The following is a 23,341-nucleotide window of genomic DNA, read 5'->3' as shown; positions in this document are numbered from 1 at the left end:
CTGTACGCGGCGCTGGCGGCGGCGACGGCGACGATCAAGGGCGGGGACGGTGCCCGCAAGGCGGCCCGGTCGGCGTTGACGTCGGCGTTGCAGGAGTTCGACGGGCAGCTCGCGGCGGCCGGTCAGGACTATCGGCTGCAGTGGGACGCGCCGGACGGGTTGACGGTGGTGCGGGTGCAGGACGAGCAGGGGTTTTCGTCGGTGGCGGAGTTCGCGGTGCGGATCTCGGCGGCGCGGCGGGATCAGGAGCTGCTGCTGACCGACGCGGAGCGGCGCATCCTCGAGGATGCGCTGCTGGCGGGGCTGGCGCAGCAGATCCACGAGCGCACCGAGGACGCGCGGGATCTCATTGCCCGGATGGGGGCGGAGATGCGGCAGCGGCGCATGTCGTCGGGTACGACGGTGGGGGTGCGGTGGGTGCTGGCCGATCATCTCGACGATCAGGCGCGGGCGGTGTGCCGGCTGCTGGACCGGGAGGTTTCGGCGCTGGGGCCGGTGGAGCTGGCGAGCCTCCGGGCGCATTTCGCGGCGCGGATCCGGGCGGAGCGGGCGGCGCATCCGGAGCGGTCGTATCCGGAGATCCTGGCGACGACGCTGGATTACCGGCGGTGGCGGGTGTTCGCGTTCGGGTTGATCGGGGCGGACGGCGCGGAGGAGCGGCTGACGGTGGCGCGGCATTCGGCGTTGTCGGGGGGTGAGCAGTCGGTGTCGCTGCATCTGCCGTTGTTCGCGGCGGCGCATGTGATGCTGGATTCGGCGGATCCGCAGGCGCCGCGGCTGCTGGCGCTGGACGAGGCGTTCGCCGGGGTGGACGACAACGGCCGGGCGGAGCTGCTCGGGTTGAGCGTGCAGTTCGACCTGGATCTGTTCATGACGGGCTACGACCTGTGGATCACGTATGCCGGGGTGCCGGCGTGTGCGCACTACGATCTGGCGCATTCGGTGGCCGAGCACACGGTCGGGGCGACGTTGCTGGTGTGGTCGGAGGGCGGGTTGCTCGCCGAGCACGACGGGTCGGATCTGGCGGCGGCGCTGGGGTCGCCGGGCACGCGGCGGGTGCCGGTGGCGGTGGAGGGGGCGCTCGAGTTCGTGTAGGGGTGCGGGCGCTCCCTGATCGGTGCCGGGGGTCAGCGGATCCACCTCTACTTTGGTGCGCGGGGCGGGCCCTGCTGGGGGCAACTCCAAGACCTGACAGGACGTTCAGTCAGACACCGCAGCCAAGGCCGAGCAGGATGCGGATGTCTCCGACGAACTCGAACAGGCAGCGCAACCCGTACAGAAGAACGGTTTTGACCGGGGCAAGATCGGGTCTGCACCCGAGACAGCCAGCCGACGCATAGCCTCCGCGCTCGGTCCGGTCCCGGCGACGATGTGGCTCCGCCGCTCTCGCCCGTCCATACGAACCAGCTCAGCCAAGAGCTGCTTTCAGCCATCGGCGGTGCGATGACCGGTCACCCCCGGCCGGTGACCGAGATGCTCAACATCGAACGCCGACCCGACTACACCAACAAGATGGTGTTTGGACCCGATATTGGAGTCGAACACCACCAGGAAACGCCACCCGGGTACTGACCGGGACATCACGCCGGGAGTTTCCCGGAAACACCTGGGGGCTGCCGAAGAAATTACCTACTGTTGCCACTTTTCGATGCACGAGAAAGGGATACCCGAATGGCGGGTCATCCTTCTCTGATCCAATACACCGCAGCGACAATCACTGCTATGAACGGCACGGCCGTCCAAATTCGCCTACCCGCCAGGTTGTGACACTCTTCACTTACTTCGAAGTCAATCCTTCCGATCACTATGTCAAGTCCACTTGGTGTCGATTTTCCTGAGTCTTGATCGATGCGCGCGTCGCCGTATGAAAAGGACGAGCTCGACGAACCTTCTGAACTTGAACTGCACAGACCGTCGACGTCCGTACTCCACACACTGATGGAAGGAGTAAAGGAAGACGTAGATACGGGCTCCGGAGACTCAAGGAACGGCAGTGGATCCCGGTCTATCGGCCCGAATATCAACCGGATGGGCGTGAATAGAAGAATTGCTGCAAAAAATACAAGAATACTGACACCGAATATACTGGCAGCCACGAGCGCGACGCGTCCGAATATTCGCAGCGCTATCCAGATTCCCATTCCGATGACAGTGGTCACCGCGCCGATCACCGTCATCACTACGTTTTGGATGAAAAATCCGAGTATGAGCAAAACTATGCTCGCATAATTGCAAACGGTAAGAACCCGTGGCGACGGAGCGCCCATTACTGCCCCCCGATCTGCCCAGGCGATAAAGGGAACACGGAAATTTTACGCCCGAGCCGAAGAATGTCAATGGGCGCGAGGGCGTGACCCTGGCGCACTTTCCGCTATTCTGTTTGCGCACTTGTTCATACGTGGTCAACGACGCGCTTGCGGAGCAGGCCGAAGTTGGCTCGCCTGTACAGCTGCCATTTCAGCATCTTCATCCGGTTCACATGTCCCTCGACCGGGCCCCGAATCCAGCTCCGCCCACGACCACACTCACCGGGCGCTGTGTGCGAGTAGTGCATGACTCGGACGGGTGCTTAATCGTCGTGGTCGGTCCGATGGATCCGGTGACACATCGCAATGACTGCTCGGGCGTGCGGTTCGTCCGCGAGCCGCACCGCCAGCGTTTCCTCGGCGAGTCCCGGTGGTAGTGCGAAGGAGAACTTCAGGCCGGCCACGGCGCTCTGCGCGACGTGCGGGAAGGTCCAACGAGGATCGGCCAGAGCCACACTCACGTTTGCCGGGGTGATGTTCGGAAGGAGACGCAAGGACTTCTCATCGACCCGCTGACGGGGATCGACCAGCGCCGGAAGCGATGCTTGTAGAGTGCGGTTGGCGGCGGTGCCGGCCCAGGTCCACCACCGTCCCGAGCCTTCCGACGGCATCGTGAGCACGGAGGCATCCGGATCGACGCTGTCGGCGTAGCCCTGCCGTAGTTCCGTAAGCACCGTTTCCGCGCGTCGGGTCAGTGTCACTCCTGCAGGTACGGCGCCGAGCAGCACTGCGCGCATGCCCTGTGTGATGTCGAAGGACACCCCACCGCCTGTGCCGGACCACTTGGCCTTCCCGCCGCCGTCCACGGGTTCGACGAAACACCGGCGCCGTTGCCAATCGATATGAGTTACCCTCCACGAGCGACCACCGAGCAACAGCACGCGGGGGCCGTCGACCTCTTCGACCAGCAGATCGGTGCCCACGGTGCCGACCTCGTTGCGTCCGGCCAGCACGGTGAACTCGGGAGGGGCGCTGAAGACGGCCGTCAGGTCCGAGAAGTATCGCCGTCCGAATCGGCGCTCGGCCTCGGGTCCGATGTGCAGGAAGCTCCCGTCGCGCTCGAAGAAGCCCTGCGCGCGGAGGAACGCCATGATCTCGTCGGCGTGCTCGTCGAAGATCGGCAGAGAACCCCACCAGTCCCGCCAGCTCCTCTCTCCGAGTCGGTGTTCCTGCAGGCACAGCGCCAGCATCTGTTGCGCCGCGATGTGCCGCGGGGACGGGGGTGCGACAATCGGCTCCACCCATCCGCGCGACCAGCATTCGAGCATGCCCAGGGTGAGCAGTACCTGTTCGTCGTCGACGCCGAGAAACAGACAGTTGCGGGTGGTGCCGGGGCGGCGGCCGGTGCGGCCGAGACGCTGGAGGAACGATGCGATGGTGCGTGGCGAACCGATCTGGATGACGCGGTCGAGGTCGCCGACGTCGATACCGAGTTCGAGGGTGGAGGTCGCGACGATCACCGTATCCCGCGCCTCGGCGAATGCCGCTTCGGACCGGCGCCGCTCGGCAGCCGAGAGCGACGAGTGCGATAGGAAGGTGGTCACTCCCCGTTCGCGCAGGGCCGCACCGAGTTCTTCGGCGCGGCGTCGCGAGTCGACGAACACCAAGCGCTTCTCGCCCTGGTGCAGGGCAGCGATGACTTTGGCGGCGTTGTCGATCGAGCCGACGTAGTCGACGGTGATCTCAGGTGGCGTGGCCGCAGCGGGAACTGCTGGGTTGACTACGCGACGAGGCCGGCCCGGAGTCCCACCCTGCAACCATTGCAGTAGCTCGTCGGGATTGCCGACCGTCGCCGACAGCCCGATGCGCTGCAGGGGACGGCCGGCGATGCGCGCGAGCCGTTCCAGCACCGCGAGGAGGTGCCAGCCCCGGTCGTCGCCGGCGAACGCGTGGACCTCGTCGACGACGACGGCTCGTAGCCCTGCGAACAGCACGCGCGGGTCGACCTTCGTGGAGACAAGCATCGCTTCGAGAGATTCCGGTGTGGTGAGGAGGATGTCGGGGCGGTCCCGCAGGATCCGCTGCCGCGCGGACTGGCCGACGTCGCCGTGCCACACGGCGGCGGTGCGGCCGAGCCACTGGGCGTAAGTGTGCATGCGTGGTTGGAGGTTGTTGAGCAGTGCCCGCAGCGGGCACACGTACAGCACCGACGTGCCCTGCCAATCGTGCTCGGCCATCGCCGAGAGCAGAGGGAAAGCCGCCGCCTCGGTCTTGCCTCCCGCGGTCGGGGCGAGGACGAGGGCGTCCTCGCCCGCGAGGATCGGTTCGACGGCGACGGCTTGAGTGGGGCGAAGGCCGTCCCAACGCAGCGTGTTGACGAGGTGGTACTGGACACCTGGATGGAGAAGCGAGAAGGAAGAGGTCACCGATCATCCCTTGAGCACGCGATATCGCAGGCACTCCGCCGGTCCGTTCTCGACTTCGACGCTGACACCCGTACCACCTTTCACTCCTCGCGGTCACCCTACTTCTCGGTAGCGGGTTCGCCAGGGCTGGATCTACCGACTGTCGCAGGCACAGGTAGGTGACGCCGGCACATAGTCGCCGTCTCGGGCCGTCTGCTTGAGGGCATTTCGCCGTATTCATCCGGAACCGGCTGCATAATCGTCGCAAGCGCAATATCCGCTACGGCGCCGAGTGAGGTTCTGATGTGCAAGTGTGGGAGACCCACTCGTAAGGACAAAAAGTGTCCTGCTTGCCGCGCTCAGGCCAAACGAACAACCGATCTGCACAACTCGAAGCAGGAGCGACGACGCAAGTACGAAGAATGGCGTCGTAGTGACCCCTTGAGTTTCGCACGTGACCAGATCAGTTCCACAATCAGCACATTCAGCCGGGACCGCTCACCTGCTCAACTCCGCAGATCACTCATTCCGCTGATGCGGGCAGTCATCCAAGGGTGCAGCGAGTCACAAATCCAACTTCTACACGAAGGCCTGACGCTCTATCCCGATGGCGCCGAGGTCGGGGTGACGCTCCAGCGGGCGATCGAGTTGGAGATCGATCGCGTGGATACGGCGAGGCGCCGACAACGCGCCGGCAGTATCAGGCAGATCTACCAGGGTGGACTTCCCGGTACCGGTAAGTAGTGCATGCTGACTCTCCCCTAGGAGAGAATCTCAGCGCGGAAAGACCGCTTGATCACAGATACGCCTGTTCTGTAGACATCCCGAATGCTCGCATCAATGCGCCACGCAGAGCGTCTAGGCTACCTGGCCGGTTAATTCCTGGAGGAGACGGCGACGGGCCGAAGACAACATGCGCATCTGGCATTACATCATCGAACGAGTGCTTCTTCCACCCGTCCCGAACTACGCTACCCAGCACAAGGACGGATTGGGGATGGTGAATCAGCTCGCTGAAAGACTTGAAGTCATCCTTCCCTCTGATTATCTCGGCGTCGTCAGGATCGAACTTGCTGATCGGGAACGGACACAGGTTCCACGCAACGCACCGACCTCTGTCGATGCCCAGTTCGAGGAACAAATCGAACAGCGTGGCGGCCACCTCGTCGTCGTTGTCGAGCGAGATTAACCGGCCCGTTCCTCGTCTTGGGTCGGCGTCGGCTTGGGGAGCCTTGAGCAGCAGGATCACATCCGCGTCGACACCGCCATACGTCGGATCGAGGTACGGAAGCCTATCGGTGTAGCCTTCGCGCTTGCTGATACGCCAGACCAGTCGGTTCAATTCAAGGACCGAGGAAGCCTGCTTCGCTTGTTCCAACCTCCGCATACGAAGATCCAGATCGGAAAGGGCGCGCGAGCTACTCGGAATCGTGGGACGGTTCATAGATCCAATTCGATGTCGTCTGCTGACAGCGCTTCACGCTCGGCATCGGACAATTCGGTCGTCGCGATCTTGATCTCGTAGTCGGTGTATGGGTCGAAGTCGGGATGCAGCTCGACGACGTCGAGAACATCGACGAGTTTGCGAAGGAACAATCGCGGGGCGATGCCGACGCGGCCACCGAGGTTCCCGGCGACGGCTGAGGCAAAGCGACGCAGGAACTCGTCGTCGACGGTCGACCGCACCCGATCACCTGCGTCGATCCCGGTGAAGAACAACTCGCGCACGCGCCCCCCGAGTTCGACGAGCCGGTCGAGGTCGAAGCCGGTCAGCCGTAGCTGCGGGGCGCGGGGGTTGTCGAACCGCGGATCGCGGGAGAAGTCGGTGTGCAGCCGGTCCGCCAGGGGCGGCAGCAACTTGATACCTTGCCGACCTTCGAAGAACGCCGGGGTGCCCGTGATGAGCATATAGAGCCCTGGGAAGTGCCCGTCGTGGATCTCGTCGATCAACTGACGCAGCGCGTTGAGGGCTTTGGCGCGCGCGTCGGAACGGACTCGCTGCAGTGTCTCCACCTCGTCGAGCACGAGCAACAGGCCGGCATTGCCCGCGTCGGCCAGCACCGCAAGCAATCCGCGGAGAAAGCCGAGGGCAAGGAAATGGTCGAGGTCGCCCTTAATACCGGCGCGGCGCTTCACCGATGCGGCGACGTGCAGTTGGCCGCCGAGCCAGGCCACCAGGGCGTCGGCGCCGTCGTGGTCGTCCTCCTCGACCATGCGACGGTACGCGCGAATCGCCATGGGAAACACGGGGGCTCGTGCGGCGACGTCGGCGAGCCGACGTTCGAGCAACTCCTCTACTCCCACGCCTTGTTGCGCGGCGTCGTCCTCGACGGTGAACAACCACGCGTCGAGGATCGGCCGCAATGCCGACGGGTGGATCGACGCCGTGCGCAGCGATTCGATGCTGCGCCGGTACACGGTTTCCAGTTTGTGCAGCGGAGTGTCGATCTCGTTGATCTGCACCTCGGCTACCGCGAAGCCGCGCTTCATGGCGCGGTCGGCGAGCCAACGTGCGAAGAACGTCTTGCCCGAGCCGTAGTCGCCGCGCACCGCCTTGAACATCGCGCCACCCCCGGCAACAACGCCGAGTTCGGCGTCGAGTTCGGTTTCGAACTTGCCGAGACCGACGGCGAGTTGGTCGAGCCCGTTGGCCGGGACGGTGCCACGACGCAACGCGTCGAGGATCTCCCGCCGCCGACGCGGCGACACCGGCGCCGTCACGACCCGATTCCGAACTGTTCGCGCAGGGCCGCTTCGTCGAGTCCGACGACACCGCCGTCGAGCAGCAGCACCTCGTAGCCCTCGACGTCGAGCACCCGCTTGATCTGCAGCAGCGCACCACCGACGCGGGCCGGGGCGATGCCGAGCAGGCTCGCCGCTTGCGCCGTGGTCAGTTCCCGCGCTGGCGCCGCGAGCAGTGCGGCGAGCAGCGCTCGGATCTGTTCACGCTGCACCACGATTCGACCGGCGAGCCGTTCCTGATCGGCGAACACCGCGGTGGCGATCACCTGGTCGGCGACGTTCACGGTGACGGGGGCCGGTTCGTCGGTGTCGAACAGGGTGGGCGCCGCCTGTTTCGTGGGCGCAGGTGCCGTCGGCGGCTCAGCGGGTGCTGCGATCTGCACTGGGGCGTACCACCACCGCGGTTCGACTGGATCGAGTGCGGTGAGGGTGGCCGGGCGTTCCCCGGTGTGGAATGCGAGGACCGGCACAAGCACCTCGGCGGGTGCCGCTCCCCCGTGGTAACCGGCATTGACCGGTCCGTAACGGACGGTCTCGTCGACGGCGAGCACCACCGTGTTGCTGTCGGTGAGCACCCGCGGTCCGCGCACCACGACCTCGCCGTCCTCGACGTGGGCGAGGTCGCCGTGGGCCCGCTGCCCGTACAGGTTCGCGCGAGCGAGTTTGACGCTGGTGCGCCGCTCGATGATGTGACCGTGATCGGACGTGATGATCACCGCGCGCCCGGCGCGCTGCGCGGCCTGCAGCAGCGCCCGCAGGTGGGTGATGTTGCCGATTCCCCAATCGGCTCCGCCGGGATCGGTGTGATGGAGGGTGTCGTCGACGAAGTTGAGTACCGCCGTGACAAGCGGCCGACCGGTGGTATCGGCGATCGCGTTGGCGACGTCGGTGGCCAAGTCCGCACCCGCGGGCACAGTGTCGAGGGCCTTCTTGTGGAAGATCGGATCGACCCGGCCGGGGGCTGCTTCGAGTCCGGCCGAGCGCAACGCGTCGAGGAATCCGGTGCGTTCGGCGGAGTCGTCGCCTTCACGCAGGTCACCGGTCAGCAACGAGCACCGGCTGCGTTGCGTAAGAGTCGGGAGCACCGCCAGCGCGGCGGTCCGGCGGGAGCCGCCGAGCACCCCGGCTTCGCTCCATCCGTGTTCGGCCGCGGCAGCAGCAAGGTCGGTGGCCGCGGCGATCGACAGCGCGTCGACGACGAGCAGCAGGGTCGGTCGGGCCTTGGCGAGTGGCAGCACCACGGTGCGCAGCAGCTGTTCGACGACCGGCCCGGTGGGGTGTGGCGTGTCGGCGAGCGCCGCGGCAAACCGGCGGTCGTGTCCGCGACGACGGGCGGTGACAGCGTCGATGACAAGGGTGATGGCGTCGGCGAGCGCCCGGTGGTCCGAGCCGCGGTACGCAGCGGCCAGCGCCGCGTCGACCCAGCCGTCGCCGTCGATGTATCGCCGGGTGTGATCGTCGAGGTTTCCGGTGGTGGGGGTGTCGACGGCCAGCCAGCGCAGCAATCGCACGGTGGCCTCGGCGGCGCGGTACGAGGAGGAGGTACGGGCCGAGAGGTGGCGGAGCGTCTGCTGCCACGCCCGTTCGACATTGTCGAGGCCGCCCTGTTTCGGCCCGAACTCGACGGGGTCGCCGGGCATGGCCACCTCGATGGCGTGGGCGAGTGCGTCGAGTCGAGCGGTGAGGCCTTGCGGGAGCAACTCGGAGCGACCCGCAAGGTCGTCGATGCCGAGTTCACGCGCGTGTGCGGCGGCGGACTCGAGTACGGCACGTCGTTCACTGTCGGTGAGCGTGCCGATGACGAGTCCGGACGAGTCGTCGTGCCAGGCGGCGAGGTCCTCGTCCGTGAGGCCGGTCAGCCCGTAGCGACCGAGAAACAGGCCGCGCGCGAGGTCGCTGCCGGGATCCGTGAAGAGGCCGGCGAGCAATCCGAGCGGGACCAGGTCAGCGATGCGCTGGGTCTTCAATAGCGCAGCAACGGGTTTGGCGAGGCGGCCCGCTCGTTCGGCGAGCCACGCGGTGGTGGCGGCGACGAGTTCGGTCCCGCCGTCGGTGCGCAGCCGCTCGAATTCGGCGGCAGCGCCGGGCCGGCGACTCCATTCGAGGACGACGAGCGTGTCGATCTCGGTGGCCGGGTCGTCGGTCATCGCCAGCGCACCCCGAGCGACGGCGGACATCGCGTGCGCGCGGGTGAGGACCCCACCCGGCGCGGGGGTGACCGCGGTGGTGGGGATCGCGGCGAGCAATCCCATCGCGAGGGCACGATCGTTGGCCACCCGATAGAGCGCGGGTTCGACGGTGGTCGCGGAGAACATGGATCGCAGCGCATCCCACGGGTCGGGACTGATGAGACGACCGTCGACGAGATGCGCAAGGACCCCGACACCGAGTTCCGTTTCCTCGATGGGGGTGAGCACGACGAGCCATTCGTCGTGGTTGCGTTGTTCGAGCGCCTCCCACACCGCGAAGGTCGACGGGCACGGCACGACCGTGACGGGCACGCCGTCGTGCACGAAGGCGCCGCCGTCCCATTTCGGGGCGGCACGCAGCCCGAGGACGCCGTTCCGGTGCCGCTTCTCCACGGCCTTCGTGAGCTTGGCGGCGATGATGGGGCGGGTGACGGTGAGGGTGCTCATTCGACCCACCACTTCACGCGCAGACCCGGTCCGTGTTTGGCGAATGCCTTCCGCAACTGGTCGGCAACGGACTTGATGTCATCGATGCCGTGAAGGATGACCGTGTCGGGGTCGGTGACCACGTCCTCCCCGGTTCCGTCCTCGACGTCGTCGCCACCGTCGTCGATGATCTCTTCGTCGTCAATGACGTCCTCGTCGTCTTTGACCTCGGAAACGACCCACTCGACCACGCGGGTTTCCAGCGACTTCAGCTCCGATAGCTGCCTTCCCGGTGTCGAGACCAACTCGCGCAGGCTCTTCAGGATCACCCGTGCGGATTCACCGCGCTCCCCCCCGGTTTCGGCGCCGGCGACGAGGGTCTCGACGAGCTTCCACTGCACGTTGCGCAACGCCCGCGCGTCGTCCGCTGCCTCGGTACGCAGGTTGCCCGCGGTCTCCATCGCGACGGGCAGTGTCGCCGTTGCGAGCAGATCGATGAGCGCGACATTGCCGGCGGTGCCGACGAGCCGGTCACAGAGTTCGACGAGTGCGCGGACCGCACTGATCCGGTCGGTGTCGGTGATGTCCAAGCCCAGCACCCGGTGGGCGTCGGCGAGCCGTTCGACGACCTGCCGCAGATCTGAGGTTCGCTCCCCCGCCTTCACCCGCACCTGCTGGGCGAAGTCCGCGACGTTCGCGCCGGTGAGGTAGGTGCGCGGGATGGTGTAGCCGAACAGTTGAGTCGCGGAGAGACGAGCGGCGTCCCAGGCGTTCTGCTCGGGCAGTTCCTCGGCACGCAGTTCGATACTCTCGCGCATCCGTCCCAGGGCCAGTGCGGGCACCGGGGAGCCGGCCTCGAACCAGGCTCGTTTGCGGAGCAGTGCCCATGCCGCGACGATCAGATCGCGGGCTTCGGGCCGCAAGCCCCATGCGGGGCTGACCGCGTCGATGCGGCGTTGCAGCACGCCGACGGTGACGCGGTCGGTGTCGGCGGCGGCCCGGTCGAGTTCCCCGGCCCAGAACGCGAAGGTGTCTTCCCCGAAGAGGAAGTGGTCTTCGGTGGCCTTGCCGACCTTCAGCGGCCCGGCGACGCGCTGCGCGACCTTACGTTCGGCCCCGGCGGTGGGGACACGGCCCTGTCGGTCGGCGACGGCTTGCTCGACGAAGCCGCGGACGATCTCGTAGTGGCGGGCGGTGATTTCCTCGTCCGGGCTCGGGAACTGCGGGTGGTTCGGGTACAGCGCGGCGAAGGCCTGGTCGATGACCTTGTCGAAGGCATCCTCGAGGTTGAGCGCGGTCGGCAGCTTGGGGCTGAAGTCCTTGCTGAGCGAGACGAGGATCTCGGTGTGGCCGGGGTCGTCGATGAATCGCTTCGGGTCGGGCGCCTCGATGCCGTAGGCCTGTTCGAGGAGCCGTTCGAACGAGTGGAGCGTGCCCCGGTACAGGTTTTCCAGGATGCCGCGGGCCTGCGCGCGGTCCGACGGGGACAGGTGGTCGGTGTTCTCCTGCCAGCGGTCACCGGTGCCGGTGAACAGCCAGTCGAGCTTGACGAGCAGCGCCAGGTCCTGCATCGCCTCGTCGGAGAAGAACTTCGGCAACCACACGATGGTGTGGCGGTCGCCGTCGGCGAGGAGCCGGTCGATGCGGGCGATGTCGTCGGCAGCGGAGAAGTTCTGTTCGTCGAACGGGTAGTCGACGACGAGCCGCCACGTGCCGGGCCGGTTGTCGAAGTTCTGTTCGGGGACCGATGAGGCGTCGCGGACATTGCCGAATACGACGTCGACCTCGCGGCGGGATCCGCGCCAGATCACGGTGCGCGTGGCGCCGCCGGCGAGGTCGTCCTGCTTGGTGTCGACGCCGAGTGCCTTGTGCACGAGGGTGCGGATGAGCACTTTGCGTTTGCCGAGATTGTCTTCGCCGCGGATGCGTTCGAGCACCGAGTTGTAGTCGACGTTGGCGAGCTGCACCCGGATGATCGGGTTGGTGCCCTCGGAGACGGTGATCTCGGGGACGTCCTTGGCCCATTCCCGGACCACGCCGAGGACGACGCGGGCCTCTCCGCCCTTCATGCGGGTCTTGATCGAACCGTGGTTGAGCGCGGCAAGGCGGGAGGCGGTGAGGTCGCGCAGCGCCGGGACCTTGGGGGCGATCGCCGAGAGCAGCAGCGTCTTGGCGATGCGGTCGTGGGCTCGGAACCCGGCGGGCACCGAATCGGGGTCCGTCTCGAGCTGTTCGGCGGTCACCTGGTGGCGGGCGAGCAGCAGCGGCAACAGCTTGTCCTTGTAGAGGTTGGCAGCCGCGGTGAACAGGGTGCCGGCGACGCCGTCGATGGGGTCTTCGCCGTCGACGATGGGCCCGAAGGCGTCGCCGACGGGGATGAGGTCGGCGGTGGTGAGGGTGTCGCGCCGTTCGACGAGCATGCGCTGCATCACCTTCAGGGCGGTGCGGTCGCGCTGCATCACCGATGCCAGTTCCCGCAGGGTCGCCACGAGCGCCGGAGAGAACGGGTAGGTGAGCCGGAATTCGTGTTCGGAGGCGCCGCGGTAGTCCTCGGTGGTGTTCATCGAGTCGCGCAGCACGTCCCACACCTCGGGGCTGCGGGTGACCGAACGGAACGCGTCGTCGAGGACCTGCCGCGCGTGCTCGTCCTTCGGCTGCAGCAATCGGACGTTAGCGACCTCGGCGAGGTTGTCGTTGCCGAGTTCGATGGTGCGGAACCGGCCCTGCTGGTATTGCAGGGCCCGGTCGGATGCTTCCTGTTCGGAGCCGGATGCGCCGGCGTCGGCGAGCCATTTGCGCAGATCCATCTGGCGGGAGATGAACGAGATCAGCGGAATGGGTCGCGGATTGCCGGCTGCTTCGACGAGTTTGGTGATCTTCTGCGATTCGCGGCCGAAGAACTCGCTGCTGCGGACGGAGAAAATCAGCCACAGGATCAGCTCGTCGAGGAACAGCACCACCGCGTCGTAGCCGAGGGACTTGGCGTGTTCGGACAACACCGCGAGGCCGCGGTCGATGTCGATGAAGTCGGCCTGTTCGACGAAGGATGAGAAGTAACTGCGCACCAGCGCGGAGACGAGTTCCTTGCGCAGTTCGCTCTCGGCCGGGGCGGCCAGGGCGCTCTGGTAGCGGTCGTGGGTCCAGCCGTCGCTGAGCACCCCACCCCAGCCGTCGTCGGCGCCGGTGTCCGAGTCGCCGCCGAGGCCGGCGAGGAACTGCTCGTCACCGATGCGTTCGCGCAGATTCTCGGCGTCGGCAAGCAGCGTGTCGGAGACGTGCAGCGCGGGCAGCGGCGCTTCCGGGTGCAGCCGAGCGATCTGGCGCACGTAGCCCTGGAAGATGGCCTGTTCGAGGGATCTCGCGCCGATGAGGTGGTAGGTGAGACGCAGGATCTTCTTGCCGGCAAGTTCGCCGTCGTAGCGGCCGGTGAGGTCGCGGAACCGGTCGACGCGCAGCGCCGGATGGTTGCCGAGCAGCGCGTAGAGCACGGCCATGAAGTGCGACTTACCGGAGCCGAAGGAGCCGGCGAGGTAGGCGCCGCGGGAGGTGTTCTTCTTGATCGCGTCGGCGATGAGAGCGATCGCGGAGACGAAGTTGTCCTTGAGCGAATCGGTGAGGACGTAGGCGTCGAGGGTGGCGCGGATGTGCGCATCGTCGTCGGTGCTGTCGGTCAGCCGCAGCACGTAGTCGTCGGCGCCGATACGTTCGGGGATGTCGATGACGTCCCGCAGCAGGATGCTCACGCTTCGCCTGCCCTCCTTCGTGGTCCTCGTGATGCGGCGGCCATAAAGTGGGGTCGCTGCGGGTCTCATCCTGCCAAAGAACAGCGACAGCCCGAGCCTCGCCCGTCCGCGCGTCGCGCTGCCGAGCAGGCGATCGACGGACGCACACACCCCGCATCGGTCCCAATTACCGGTCACGTGCGGGATTCCCGTGTGTCCGACGCACCCGACGAAGAAACCGTGAGCTCCCAGCTCGATACCGACTACTGAGAGTGGGCCGAGCAGCTGCCGGAGGATCAGCGTGCAGCACTCGTACGGTGGCAACGCGCGGACGTCCGCTTCTACCGGCGTATCCAGAACCTGCTCCGAAGCGGTGTAGACGATCCCGAAGCCGAAGAGGTTGCGGAGCTGTTGCTGGATGCGATCGCCGCCGGGCGGCTCGCGACGGACATCACCGCATGGCGCGGACTACGTAACGTATCCGCGCTGTTCGAGGTGGACGTTGCCGGCCTGAGTTCCCTGATTGGACACGAAGTTCGTGCCGACGGCTTGTTGGCTGTCTCGATCGCACGGTCGGTTGCCGTCGACGAGTTCACCAGGCCCCCGTCCGCCGACGGTGCAGGCCTCGTCCGCGCCCGGATTCCTCGTGGCACGCCCGCAGCGTGGGTGAAACTGGTCGGAGCGGCCGAGATGGAGTATCAGCAGGAGCTGTTGCTTTCCGACGGTCACCACCTGCGGGTTCTCGATGTGGCCTACACTGGTGACTTGCCGATTGTGGACGTGGAGGTGATCTGACCGTGCCGATGAGCAACGATCGCTTGGTCGACGACAGCGTCTTCTCCCGTTCGACAGATTCCCGGCCCGCACCCCAGTTCACGACCTCGTTGATCACTCAACTCGGCCTCGCTCGCGCGTCCGCGGAGGAGAAGGAGCAGGGAATCGCTCGATGGCTGAGCGGCCATCACCCGTCCGAGAGGCTGAGAAAGAGCTTGATTCGAAGCGGATACAGGCACCTTCTCCATCTGAACGCGTGAGATCCCGATCCACCATCTCCCTTACCTGGGTGTGGTTGCCACGTGAGCTCGGAACACCAGCTCGACACGCTCCCCCTTCGGCGGCACCGCCAACCGCTCGGCCAACCCCTCGTAGCCGAATTCCCGGACGAGGCGCTTAAGGCTCTCACTGAAGTGCGCCCAGTCCTCGGCATGGACCGGCACGATCACGGCGTCACCCAGCACCCCGGCGGCCAGTACGGCAGTGCGGGCATTCACCGTCAGGTCGGTGTCACCGAAACGCCCGACATTGGCCGCGCCGACGAAGAGCACCGCGATGTCGATACGCCCGACCCTGGCGGCGATCTGTTCCACCACAGCCACCGACGCGTTGTCTCCCGAGATGTAGATCGTGGGCAGCCCCACAGGGCGCAGCACGAAGCCGGTCACCTCCCCCACCACCGGCTCGCATCACTCAGGCCCGTGCAGCGCCGGCACCGCCAGGATCTCGACGCTGCCCCACCCGGCAGCGGATGGCGACGAGCAGTCCACGTCGGCAGGCCGGTGACACCGTCGGCACAGCCTGACGCAGCGACCGTCGAGAGCACCAGCTGGATTTCTGCGAGCAGTGCTCGTCCGGAGTCGTCGAGGTTGTCGACAGGCTGGTCATGGGAGAGCAGCACCAGATCCACGCCCCAAGTCGGCGGCCGCGACGCCTTGCCGCTGAGCTTGCCGCAGCGCAACAACAACCGTAGCGGGTGTCGCCAAGCCGGTGAACCACGTTCCGTACGCGCCCCACTGGCCCCCACCCCAACCCCGTGCGTGTCCGATGCCCGACGACACGCAGAGGTCGGAACCATCAGGCGCCGACTGCGCCACACGCCCCACGATACGAACGCGTGTTCGAGTTGACGCTTCCCGGCCCTCGTGGGACCATCCCTGCACCGGCCTGACTACAGGTCGACCCCGGAAGGTGCTGGAACACCAACCGGGGTCTGGGCACACGACAGATTGGGACTGTCATGCACCGTACGGTGGATTCTATCCACACGCCCCGCAGAGGCGTGCATCAGCAACAGGCCGCGAGCGCGTTCCGCGCCGGCCGACACGTCACCTCGCCACCAGGTTCCCTTCCAACGCTGTGACCTTCCAGCCCCTCGATCCCGCGACCAGCGGTCCGATCGAGAGGCTGGAGGTGTTTCCTCGCCTGCCTCGGCGTGCGCGCGGGCCGTTTCGGTAACCACGGCACATCGAGGCGGGCGGCGTCGCTCGTCTCCCAGAGTCCGACGTCAGCGCATCGACGCTGCGAACCGGGGGGCCATTCCCGCGGTTCGAAACCGACTGGGCACCAGTAACCCTCGTCTCCACAGCTGGTGGTGGAGCACCTGATCGAACGGGTCGACACGAACGGTCGGGTCCAGCGCAAGCCGCACGTCCTCCGCGACGTGGGGCTACGAGTGCTGGCCGAGATGGTCTATCGGGGCATGGCGACCGGGCAGCGGTGGGGAAGGGGCCGAAGCAACCTCAGGGACCCGTAGGGTCTCCGATCGGTTGGGCGCAGCCGCCCGCAGGGCGTCCTCTTCGATGCCCTTCCCGGACCACATCGAAAGCCGCTGCGGGAGAATCGAGTCCGTGCCCACCGCCTCCGGTGACTTCGAGCTGACGATGGACGAGCTGCGAGTCGTCGCCCGCTACGTGACCGAGGCCGCCAAGGAAGTCCTGCCGGCCTTCGAAGACGCCGTGCCCGACCCTCCCCGCCTGCACGCAGCCATTCACGTGGCATGTCAACTTGAGGTCGGCGGCGTCGTCCGGCCTCTCACATCCCGTGCCAGCAAGCAGCGATCCATCTTGGAGGCCGTCACAGACGCCCGCACACCGGAGCGCCGCTACTGCGGCCGACGTGCTGCTCCGAGCGACCTGAGCAACCGGGACGCACCTGATCGAGCTCAAGGACCAGTCCGTATTCGATGCCGTGAGCCTTGACGTCGCCTGACCGCGTCGGGCGATTGACCGAGGCCACGCACTGGATACATGGTCGCCGCGCCAGATGTCGCTCGGGCCGGCGCACAGTCCACTCGACGGATCCAGGCTAATCCCATGGGGTAGTGCTGAATCCAGCCGCGCGGAACTCCTCCTTAGCGCGCATGACGTACTGGTTGACCTGTTGACGCAAGGTTTCCACGAAACTGACGGCATCTCGTTTGGCGTCTTCGGCGGTATAGGGCGCATACCCGATGTACGCGCGGAACGCGTCGATGAACTGTTTCAACTCGTCCGTGGCCGACTTGAACGCTAGTGCTTTCGCGAGCGGTTCAGTAACAGTCTGGAGAAGTGCGGCCATCGCGGCGTTCAACCGCGTTGCAGGGGTGAGTACCTCAGGTGGGGCGACCATCTGAAGCGAATTGAAGGCACGCGCCAAAGCCTTGAGGTTCCGTGTCTGATCGGCTGCAAAGAGAATTTTCCGCGCCGCATTTTCGTCGGGCAGACCAGCCGCGGTATCAAAAGCGTCCTTGACAAGATTGAACAGACCGTCAGTGTCGAGGGCTTCATCGAGAGCTACTGAGCACGTCTGTGCGTATGTGGTCGCTGCCTCGAGGACGAGCTTGTCGTACTCCTTCTTCCCCTCGGCCGCACGGCGATTCTCCTCGATTTCGTTATCGAGCTGCCGCTTTAACTTTTCAAGCTCCACTTCGTGTGCTCTGCGCTCTTCCGCAAGTTGGCAGTCATGATTGAGCTTCAGAGCAGTCACTTTGTCTTCTTGTGCGGCCTTACGTCGATCGCTAGAACGCAACGAGAAGGCTGCAATACCCGCGCTGATCGTGCCGGCGACAACGGTTCCAGCTCCAGCACCCCACCAGAAGCTTGACTCCGTCATGAAGTCAGAGAATGCGCTCATATCGGGCAACCTACCAACAACCCCGGACAAGTGGAGAGCACCTGGAACGGGCCTTCCTCGCCCTCCGGCGTCCATGACGACGGATCATGACTGGAGCACTCGTGCTGCTCCAAGTACAGATGCAACAGGTCGACGGGCTACCACCGGTCGATCCCACGGTCGGAAGCAGGATGATCGAGCAGGCTCGACGGCGCGCAACGCCGAACCTGATTGCTGTATTCGACCGCAATCCCCTCGCCACGCATCGCCATCAGGTTGCCCAACTCATCAGTGCATCGGATCGCACTCTACGCACATCGGTCGGCACCGGAAGTCAAACGCTCCTCGTCTGCCGGATCGAATCTCAAGGCGCCGTCTCGCTGGTGGGCGCAGGTTCAGCGAGATCGTGCGGAAGAACACAATGACGCCGCTTATGCCCGGTCAGCTTCCTTCGCAGCCTTCTTGGCGATGCGACGTCCACGGGTGGACGCCGGGGGCCGCCACGCGGCAAGATCCTCGGTGGTGACGCCGAGATCGGCGCTGTGGGAGCGCAGCACCTCCTCGATGGTGTCGGCTACCGATTCGCCGTACTCCGGGTCGATTTCGCCGTGCCACTGCCGCACCCAGGGCAACAACTCCGCCAGACCTGCCAGCATCGGGATCAGCTTCTCGGGGTTCTCCTGATCCCAGCCATCGGTGGCTACACGTTCGTCGACGAGACTGGCGAGGGCCAAAGCCTGTTCGGCGTGGTCCCAGCCGGCCCAACCGAGAAGCATGGTCGGGTCGGTGTCGCGGTTCGCGTTCGGATACGAGATGAACCGTTCCTTCGGCATGTCGAGCTTGCCGCGCCGCGACCAGTACGAACTCTTCACAAAGTCGGCAGGCTTGTACTTGGGCGGCACCGGGATCGGGCTATCCAGCTTCTCCCCCGCATCCTCGCGATGCTGAAGGTCCCAGGTGTGTTCCCATGCTTCTCGTTTGATGAGGCCCGAGGGCTTGTAGCGCAGCGCGGCGAGGTAGGGCACCACCTCCTCGTCGAGGAGCTTCGCAAGCGCGGTCCCCGTGGACACCTCGGCATTGCCGGCCCACAACCGCAGCACCCGACGGAAATCCTCGTCGCGGTCCAGCTTGTCGGCAAGTTGCGCGACGCTGCGCGGCGTGGGATGCCCGTCTTCGAACCACAGGTCGCGGTTCTCGACGCGGTCGAGTAGCCAGTCGCGCAGGGCTTCGGTGACGCGCTTGTCCCACGGGTCAGTGGCCCACCGCCTCTTGTGCTCGGGTTTCTCCAACAAGCGGATGTGAGGGTTCGACGCGATGACGTCGAGCCGCTGCTGAATCAGGTCGCGGTAGTCGGCGGGCAGGTGGGCAGGGATCTCGGTTGTCGGGGTGGAGCGGTGACGCTCGAACCACGCCGTGTGCTCACCGTTCTCGACGGCACGCGCGAGTGCGATCTCGAACGCACGCTCGCCCAATGCGATTCCAGGCAGTTCACCGGTGTAGGTGAGATCCTCGTCGATGAGCCCGTAGAGACGGTAGCACTCCCAGTCAAGTTCTTCCTGGTGCGCGATCATCAGCGCGCGGACGTGCTCGGACTCCTCGTGCGCCACATCGAGTGGGTTGATGGTCGGAACCTCGTTCGCGGCGACAGCGGCCGGGGCGTGGGCAGCGAGTTCCTGCGCGAGGGCGTCGAGGGAGCGCGCGCGATCCAGCGGGAAGGACGACGGGAGCGGGAAGTCCCTGAGGGTGGTGCCGTTCAGCTGGTAGAAGTTTTCCCACTGGTCCAGAGTGGTTCGCGCACCGCTGTTATCGACCGTACTGCCCTTGTTGTGGCACTTCTGCTTGAGCCAGAAGCACGCCACCGAACTGTTCAGCACACCGAGCACACGCAGGTGGTCGTCCTCGGTTGCACCCTCCGGCAACTTGATCACCGGCGCGGTTTGTTTGAACACCTTGCCACCGCGGTCCAGGACGAAATGGTTGTGGGTGGCTACTTCGGCGAAGGTGATGGAGAGGGGGGTCCGGTACCGGTCCTTGAAGAACATCGAGTACTCGAACCATGTGAGCCCACGTTCGAGTTGTGACTGCCCAAGGTTGATCCGAAGTGACAGCACCGCCTTGTTCGGCCAAAGCGCCCGTTGCGCAGCCTCGGAAAGCTCAGCATCCAACGTTTGCTCGTTGTAGGGCCACAGAGCTGCTTCCGCTGGTGCTACAGACCACTCCCGAACAACGTCCCCTTCAACGACCGAACGTTGGTGCATGGCGCTGATACGTGCCCGGTCGAGTGCATCCTTGCCGAGCATGAAGGCAGAGTCCTCTGCCGTGACCGCGCCGAAACCGATCTCACGCACACGCGACCGAAGCTTCGAGACTCCAGCGCCCTCAACTCGTTCGAGAAGGTCGACCGCTCCACCCCCTGAGAGGCTCCACGGGTGTCCTTGCAGTGCAGCTCGATCCAAATCAGCCACACTGATCCAGGCGTCATCGAATCCTGGATCATCAATGTGCTCGACAATCGCAGACCACACCACGCCCTTTGAGGGGTCGTCCGGTCGGCCCGGTTCACCTCTCACTCCCAGCACCGCTCGAACGGTCTTCGCGACAGGCGACCGGTTCCGTCCTACCAAAATGACCGTGGGCGTGCCATGACCCGGGATGTACGCGCCCGAAGTGTCGATCACTCGCCGAAGATCACGGAGGACGAGGAATTCTTCGATCAGTTTGGAACCGAACTCTCGCTTCATGAACGAGTTCGACGTGATCTGCCCGACCCAACCGGAGCTCCCGTTTGAATCACTCTTGGCCAGGTCGAAGAACAGTTCCATGAACGGCACTGTCAGTGCGTACTTGCGGTGACATGTCGAGTAGAGGGTTCGGTACGTTTGGTTGAGCGCCTTGTCCTTGACAGTGATATACGGCGGATTACCCACCACCACATCGTGTTCCCGCTGCAGGATCGCCTTCAACGCGTCCGCGTTTTCCGTCGCGTATGCCATCTGTTCGGTGCCCGTCGACCACAGGTCGTCACTGATCGCCTGCTGCCGCGCCCCCCACAACAACGAGTCACCGGCCGCGAGATTCAGTTCGATATCGATCATTTTCTCGATCGACTTGTCCCCACTCGCATCCAACGCCGCCACCATCAACCGGAACCGCGCAATCGCCACCGCGAACGGGTTGATGTCCACCCCATACACCGACGCAAGTGCCTTCTGCACCAACACCCGCGAGCCCAGTGCCGGCGCTTCCCGCTGCCACCTGTCGAGCAACCGACGGAACGCACCGAGGAGGAAGTGGCCCGACCCACAGGTCGGGTCGATCACCGTGAAACCCTCAAGATGTCGCTCGGCGAGCGCCGGGTCGAGAGTCTGGTCGAGGATGAACTCCTCCACGAACTCCGGGGTCTGCAACAACGCGTAAGTCTTCTTCGCGAACTCCGACAGGTCCTGATACACGTCACCGAGGAATCGGGTGTCCACGCCAACGAAGCCCCACAGCGGCTCGCCGGAAGGGTCCTTGTCCCACCAGAATTCGAGCAGCGCCCGCGCCGCATCACCGGACGGTGCCACCTGGCGCAACGGCGAGTAGTCGTCGACCAGGCCGCGGGTGGCTTCCATCATCCCGAAGTGCGCGATGATCGTTTCGAGCCATTCGCGGTCGGTGTGCTCCGGGAATTCGGTGAAATAGGCACGGCGGGCGTCGAGGGCCTGCTGGCGCGCGTCGGCGTCCGGGCCGCCGATCCACGCCTTTGACACCAGTACTTGGTCCTCGCAGTAGCGGGCGAACACCGTGAGCAGCACCCACGCGACCGCGGCCTGCGTCACGCGTTCGTCGCGCCACGCCTGCCACGACGCCGCGGTGCGCTGCGCCGTGAGCGCCGCGGTGTGCTCGGCGCGCCACCGCTCCCCCACGCCCGCCTGCCGGGCATCGACATCCGAGCCGTCGACGCGCGCACGCAGATCGTCCTCGAGGACGGTGACCTGCCTGCGCAGCGCGTTCACCAACTCGGTCGCGGAAAAGTCCGCCATCACACCTTCTCGCTCTCCACTGCCTCGGTCTTCCCGACCGAGTACGTCAGAAACTGTCCACCCGGAGAACCCAGCTGGATCGGCTCGCCGTCGATCACCGCACCGCGCACCCCGCGCATCTGCGGCAGCACCACCCACACCGGCCGCCGCCGCGGCGCCGAGAGGTCGGCCAACCGCGCCACGAGGTCGAGGTAGCCGTACCGGGCCAGTGGCGACAATTCGGTGAGGACCAGCGGCGTCGCCAGCACCCCATCGTCGAACACCTCCGCCTCGATACGGGCACACACCCGCGGCATCACCTGATCGAGCACCGCGCGCAGACCCCGCGCATCGCGGCTACCAGCCTCGGCGGCGTCGGCGCTGCGGATCAGATCCCAGGACACACCCTTCTCGGCCGCGAACGCGCGCATGGCCTCGACGATCTCGCCGGTCACATCCACCAGGTCACCGTCGTGGGATGCGGCGAGGTCTGCCGCGACCTTTTGGTGGTCGCCGGGGCGATGCACCGTCACACCGAAGGCGAGGAAGCCGTTCTCCCGCAGCGATGTCGCGACGAGCGATCCGCGCAGCGAGCCACCACCGGCGGCGGCACCCGCGATGTCGCCGACGGGTCCGGTGTAGGTGGCGGTGCGGGTGTTCAGACTGGTTTCGCTGGCGGGCGTGACTTGCTCGTAGCGGTATCCGGTACCGTCCCATGTCAACCCGAGGCCTGCGCGTTCGATGTGCGCATCGAGAGCCGGGCGGCCGGGCAGCCGGTCGAGTTCCGGGAAACGAGCCGCCACACGGGCCCGCACCTCGGTGGGCGAGAGCGCCTCGGTCTGCGCGAGACCGGCGAGGGCGATCCGCAGCGCGTCGGACGGACCGAGATTGCGTCGATGCAGTTCACCACGACCCGACACGGCCGCGTACCGGGAGATGGCTGCGGCCAGGCGGATCAACCGTGCATCCGACGGAAGCGGCACCTGGACATCCGGCCCCGCGGCGCCCTTGTAGGCGCGGGTGAAGGCCGCGCGCAGATCGCGAGCGGCGGTGCTGACGCGCACCACCTCGGATGCCGGGGTGGATGCCATCAGGTCGTCGGCGCGGCGCCCGGCCGCTTCGGCTCCGGCGAGCAGCAACTCGTCCTCGGCAATGAGGGCGAGGCGTCCGGCGTGACGGCGCCGCACCCAGCGGCGGGTGCCTTCCGCGGTTTCGTGTTCGGTGAGCCGGTCGAGGGCGGCACGCAGCAGACCCGCGGCGGCGCGTTCGGCGAGGCGCGGTGCCACGGCATCGGACGGCGACGCAGGCGGTTGCGGCAGTCGCCCGCGGATCTCGGCGGTGAGGGTGGTCACGGCTACCACCCCGCCGGAGTCGCGCAGTACCTGTTCGGCGACGGCGATCAGTTCGTCGAGCAGTTCACGGGTGGCCGGGTTCTCCGCCCAGTCGGCCTGCAATTCCTTCAACAGTTGGTTGCCACGCGGGCTGGTCTTCTTCAGCGCGGAGGCCAGTTCGTTGCCGGACGCGAACGCGTCGAGGGTGCCGGTGGTGCCGAGCAGCAGTTCCGCGGCCTGGCGCCGGGTGCTGGTACGGCCCGTCGCGACGGCGGACAGCAGCAGCGCCACGGCCTCGTCGAGGCCGAGCAGCCCCTGGGTGCTCGCGGGCTTCGTCGCAGACCGGCCGAGTTCCTTGACCCAGCCGCGGTGCCGGTCGCGGATCTCAGTGCGGGTGGCCTTCGCTTCC

Annotated in this window: 12 protein-coding genes and 1 pseudogene; 3 read left to right on the top strand and 10 right to left on the bottom strand. The window is 66.0% G+C overall.

Annotated features, from left to right (window positions below):
* The coding region (locus tag CQZ88_RS09195; protein ID WP_308410794.1) for an SbcC/MukB-like Walker B domain-containing protein at positions 1–1,095 on the top strand (1,095 nt) is incomplete at its 5' end.
* 584 nt (positions 1,096–1,679) lie between these two features.
* Here the strand turns inward: CQZ88_RS09195 and CQZ88_RS29525 are convergent.
* The 6 genes from CQZ88_RS29525 to CQZ88_RS09170 all read right to left on the bottom strand — a co-directional run bounded on the left by CQZ88_RS29525 (position 1,680) and on the right by CQZ88_RS09170 (position 13,751).
* Positions 1,680–2,180 carry a hypothetical protein gene (locus CQZ88_RS29525; RefSeq protein ID WP_146034289.1) on the bottom strand — a complete coding sequence of 167 codons (501 nt, stop codon included), beginning with the start codon at positions 2,178–2,180 and terminating at the stop codon, positions 1,680–1,682.
* A 389-nt stretch (positions 2,181–2,569) separates the two neighbouring features.
* On the bottom strand, positions 2,570–4,672 hold the full coding sequence (locus CQZ88_RS09190; protein ID WP_065922556.1) for a DEAD/DEAH box helicase: 2,103 nt from the start codon (positions 4,670–4,672) through the stop codon (positions 2,570–2,572).
* A gap of 775 nt (positions 4,673–5,447) precedes the next feature.
* Positions 5,448–6,095, bottom strand: a complete 648-nt coding sequence (locus CQZ88_RS09185) for a hypothetical protein (RefSeq protein WP_146034288.1) — start codon at positions 6,093–6,095, stop codon at positions 5,448–5,450.
* Positions 6,092–7,372, bottom strand: a complete 1,281-nt coding sequence (brxD, locus tag CQZ88_RS09180; protein ID WP_180986986.1) for a BREX system ATP-binding protein BrxD — start codon at positions 7,370–7,372, stop codon at positions 6,092–6,094. The genes CQZ88_RS09185 and brxD overlap by 4 nt, the downstream gene beginning before the upstream one ends.
* The gene (gene pglZ / locus CQZ88_RS09175) at positions 7,369–10,029 is read right to left on the bottom strand and encodes a BREX-2 system phosphatase PglZ (RefSeq protein WP_102799628.1); all 2,661 of its coding nucleotides are present in this window, start codon (positions 10,027–10,029) and stop codon (positions 7,369–7,371) included. Before pglZ ends, brxD begins: the two co-directional genes overlap by 4 nt.
* Positions 10,026–13,751 (bottom strand): DUF6079 family protein, encoded by a 3,726-nt coding sequence (locus CQZ88_RS09170; protein WP_065922559.1) that lies wholly within the window; start codon positions 13,749–13,751, stop codon positions 10,026–10,028. The genes pglZ and CQZ88_RS09170 overlap by 4 nt, the downstream gene beginning before the upstream one ends.
* A 390-nt stretch (positions 13,752–14,141) precedes the next feature.
* Here CQZ88_RS09170 and CQZ88_RS09165 point away from each other — a divergent pair, with 390 nt between their 5' ends.
* Complete coding sequence (locus CQZ88_RS09165; RefSeq protein ID WP_065922560.1) at positions 14,142–14,525, top strand: hypothetical protein; 384 nt, start codon at positions 14,142–14,144, stop codon at positions 14,523–14,525.
* A gap of 260 nt (positions 14,526–14,785) precedes the next feature.
* On the opposite strand, the gene CQZ88_RS09155 is transcribed toward CQZ88_RS09165, so the two are convergent.
* Both CQZ88_RS09155 and CQZ88_RS09145 read right to left on the bottom strand, forming a co-directional pair.
* Positions 14,786–15,172 (bottom strand): MBL fold metallo-hydrolase, encoded by a 387-nt coding sequence (locus CQZ88_RS09155; protein ID WP_146034287.1) that lies wholly within the window; start codon positions 15,170–15,172, stop codon positions 14,786–14,788.
* Positions 15,173–16,811: 1,639 nt separating this feature from the next.
* Entirely contained in the window at positions 16,812–17,618 is an 807-nt protein-coding gene (locus CQZ88_RS09145) for a hypothetical protein (protein ID WP_146034286.1), read from the bottom strand.
* A gap of 86 nt (positions 17,619–17,704) precedes the next feature.
* On the opposite strand from CQZ88_RS09145, the gene CQZ88_RS29520 reads away from it, so the two are divergent.
* Complete coding sequence (locus tag CQZ88_RS29520; RefSeq protein ID WP_146034285.1) at positions 17,705–18,022, top strand: hypothetical protein; 318 nt, start codon at positions 17,705–17,707, stop codon at positions 18,020–18,022.
* 6 nt (positions 18,023–18,028) lie between these two features.
* Here the strand turns inward: CQZ88_RS29520 and pglX are convergent, their stop codons facing one another.
* Entirely contained in the window at positions 18,029–21,622 is a 3,594-nt protein-coding gene (pglX, locus tag CQZ88_RS09140) for a BREX-2 system adenine-specific DNA-methyltransferase PglX (protein ID WP_065922564.1), read from the bottom strand.
* A pseudogene (locus CQZ88_RS30730) lies at positions 21,622–23,341 on the bottom strand (BREX system serine/threonine kinase PglW); the annotation flags it as partial. The pseudogene CQZ88_RS30730 and the gene pglX, both read right to left, overlap by 1 nt.

Source organism: Rhodococcus sp. ENV425 (genome assembly GCF_002887785.1).
In the GTDB taxonomy this organism is placed as follows: Bacteria; Actinomycetota; Actinomycetes; order Mycobacteriales; family Mycobacteriaceae; genus Rhodococcus; species Rhodococcus aetherivorans.
Note: the sequence above shows the minus strand (reverse complement) of the source record. Positions and strands in the feature narration are given on the sequence as shown.

Excerpts from the sequence above, each read along its gene's own strand:
- pglZ (WP_102799628.1), bottom strand. The coding sequence starts at position 10,029 with ATGAGCACCCTCACCGTCACCCGCCCCATCATCGCCGCCAAGCTCACG.
- CQZ88_RS09185 (WP_146034288.1), bottom strand. The coding sequence starts at position 6,095 with ATGAACCGTCCCACGATTCCGAGTAGCTCGCGCGCCCTTTCCGATCTG.
- pglX (WP_065922564.1), bottom strand. The coding sequence starts at position 21,622 with ATGGCGGACTTTTCCGCGACCGAGTTGGTGAACGCGCTGCGCAGGCAG.
- CQZ88_RS29520 (WP_146034285.1), top strand. The coding sequence starts at position 17,705 with ATGACTGGAGCACTCGTGCTGCTCCAAGTACAGATGCAACAGGTCGAC.
- CQZ88_RS09145 (WP_146034286.1), bottom strand. The coding sequence starts at position 17,618 with ATGAGCGCATTCTCTGACTTCATGACGGAGTCAAGCTTCTGGTGGGGT.